Consider the following 2,094-nt stretch of genomic DNA (forward strand, 5'->3'; position numbering starts at 1 on the left):
CGATTCATTTCGATTCATTTCTTTGGATTTTTTCAGCAACTTCTTTCCGTTCATTCGCTTGTCTTTCAATATCACGAGCACTTTCTGGACGCGTATATATGTCAGCCAACGACTTGATTTTTTCAGATTGTGCATTTCGATTAAATAAAGCTTGTACACTTGCAAACTCGTATTTATCAAGTAGCTGTTCTTTATATCCATTCAACATAATGTGGTATTCTTTCAGACTAATACGCCAAGATTGCAAGGTGGTCATATTAAAAAAGCGAAAACACTCACCTTGCAATTCATCAACATTTATCCGTACAGGCTCTCGAACGACTTCTGTTGCTCCGTCGTCATCGTTGCCAGAAGTTTCTTCACTGTCTTCTGGAAGAAAAAACTGTTTAACACGACCGCTTTGTTGAATCGTAAAATCTCATCAAGATCTAACTTTTCATCATTAAATAAAGCCTCAATTTCTTTCTGTACAGCCTCATGCGTAATTCCTTTCTCTGTGTGGATTAGTGCGTAATAAATAACATCAACAAAATTCGTGATACCACCTTGCATAGCCTGAGATACGAATTGGAACGGACCACCGTTTCCATCAATTAACTGGATAGCTTGTAAACAAAATTTCAGTTCGTACTCTTCACCTTTAATTGCAAAACGTGTATATGATTTTTCAGCCATTATAATTACCTCCAATTATTTTTTGTGCAAAATAAAAAAGCGCCTATATGGACGCCAATTCACATTCCCATTATTCATTTCCCATAAATTCATCCATCGTTTTATCAAGCAAACTGATCATGGCTTCCCTTCGTTCACGTGGTGTTGTATTATCGTACAATTCATTATGAATTTCACTTACTCTGTCTAACTTCCGAGGATCAACATACTTAACTACCCCTTCATGTCCACCGAGTGACACAATCAAATTTCCGATTAGAACCGCTTGCTCTTGTTTGTTTAGTTTCATTTGTTCTCACCTTCAATCAAAATCTTGTCCGCTTTAATTAAAATCCGTTCTGCATTCTGATCCACGACTGACGTTTTTCCGTCTTTGCTAACAGTAGATTGCATCTCTTCTCCTCCCTCCATTTCTTCTGATAAGCTATCAATGATTTTATTCAAAACACTTATTGTCGCTTCACCGCACTGTCTTGCCGTTGTCTTTTTTATAGGTTCTTCACATAGTTCCGTTAAGCGATTCAAATCAACATGTTGCGCTAATGCACTTTCGCCAATCGCTGAAACAAATGAACCTGCAATCGAGACCTTCTCAAATCTTGTTAACTCCAACAATCTCCACCCCCAGAAACATTCTTAATTATTAATAAATACCACCTGTTAGAATTACTTTAAACATTGCCATCTGAGGGAGAAGCCTGACGTCTACAAGCTTCTCCCTCATTTCAATTTAATAGATTCACTATTACGCTCCAGGAGTAGCTACATCACCAGATGGTGCACCATTAGGCACTGTACTAATCGTTCCCTTAGAAATTTTCCCGTTTAATTTTAAGCCGATAGAATACTTTGAGTACTCTTCATTTTCATGAGAAAGCTCTAAGCTATTCAACATGTATGTTCCTGATTTAACTTTAAACGCAGAAGCGGTTGTGCTACGTAGATTCACTTCATGAATTCTTACCAGCACCTTGTTAAGAATTGCTTCTTCTACATAATCAAGACCCTCGTCACCCTCTGTACAAATCCCTTCAATGCTAGCAGACTGTGTTACGTCACCGTAATCAGATCCACTCTTATCCTTTGTTTTCAACTCAATTTCTCCAGCTTCAATTGATCGTGAACCTGATGTTTGGTTATAAAAGCGAACCGATTTTGTAGTCTTCCCGTCAGCTTGTGGGATGTCAATTAAATAAAGTGTCTCTGCACCTTTAAACTCTGGTGCGTTACTTTTTTTCACCTCTGCCATTTTTACTCCCCCTCTAATTTCTGATTGTTATAGTTATAAAGCTCAAATGTTTCGCTGTTAAAATTTCAACGTCTTTTTGAGAAAGTGGTTCAAAACCCTTTACTTTCGCATTTAAAAAACCGATTCGCTCTGGATTCTTTTTGCTTGTGTCGTACAAGTCAATTGAATCC

At 37.7% G+C, this 2,094-nt stretch carries 5 protein-coding genes; all 5 read right to left on the minus strand.

Annotated features, from left to right (window positions below; translation table 11 throughout):
• Positions 1–4: 4 nt before the first annotated feature.
• Positions 5–208, minus strand: coding sequence for a hypothetical protein (locus tag AC1DJR_RS27735; protein WP_477004021.1), 204 nt, complete (start codon positions 206–208; stop codon positions 5–7).
• Positions 209–297: 89 nt separating this feature from the next.
• A complete protein-coding gene (locus AC1DJR_RS27740) occupies positions 298–675 on the minus strand; it encodes a tail assembly chaperone (RefSeq protein WP_215551027.1) in 378 nt (125 codons plus the stop codon).
• Positions 676–745: 70 nt separating this feature from the next.
• The gene (locus tag AC1DJR_RS27745) at positions 746–964 is read right to left on the minus strand and encodes a hypothetical protein (RefSeq protein ID WP_477004019.1); all 219 of its coding nucleotides are present in this window, start codon (positions 962–964) and stop codon (positions 746–748) included.
• Positions 961–1,287, minus strand: a complete 327-nt coding sequence (locus AC1DJR_RS27750) for a hypothetical protein (protein ID WP_477004020.1) — start codon at positions 1,285–1,287, stop codon at positions 961–963. The genes AC1DJR_RS27745 and AC1DJR_RS27750 overlap by 4 nt, the downstream gene beginning before the upstream one ends.
• Positions 1,288–1,420: 133 nt before the next feature.
• Positions 1,421–1,924 carry a phage major tail protein, TP901-1 family gene (locus tag AC1DJR_RS27755; RefSeq protein WP_048517332.1) on the minus strand — a complete coding sequence of 168 codons (504 nt, stop codon included), beginning with the start codon at positions 1,922–1,924 and terminating at the stop codon, positions 1,421–1,423.
• Between the last annotated feature and the right edge of the window lie 170 nt (positions 1,925–2,094).

Source organism: Bacillus sp. 05T31 (assembly GCF_056396725.1).

Excerpts from the sequence above, each read along its gene's own strand:
- AC1DJR_RS27735 (WP_477004021.1), bottom strand. The coding sequence starts at position 208 with ATGTTGAATGGATATAAAGAACAGCTACTTGATAAATACGAGTTTGCA.
- AC1DJR_RS27740 (WP_215551027.1), bottom strand. The coding sequence starts at position 675 with ATGGCTGAAAAATCATATACACGTTTTGCAATTAAAGGTGAAGAGTAC.
- AC1DJR_RS27745 (WP_477004019.1), bottom strand. The coding sequence starts at position 964 with ATGAAACTAAACAAACAAGAGCAAGCGGTTCTAATCGGAAATTTGATT.
- AC1DJR_RS27755 (WP_048517332.1), bottom strand. The coding sequence starts at position 1,924 with ATGGCAGAGGTGAAAAAAAGTAACGCACCAGAGTTTAAAGGTGCAGAG.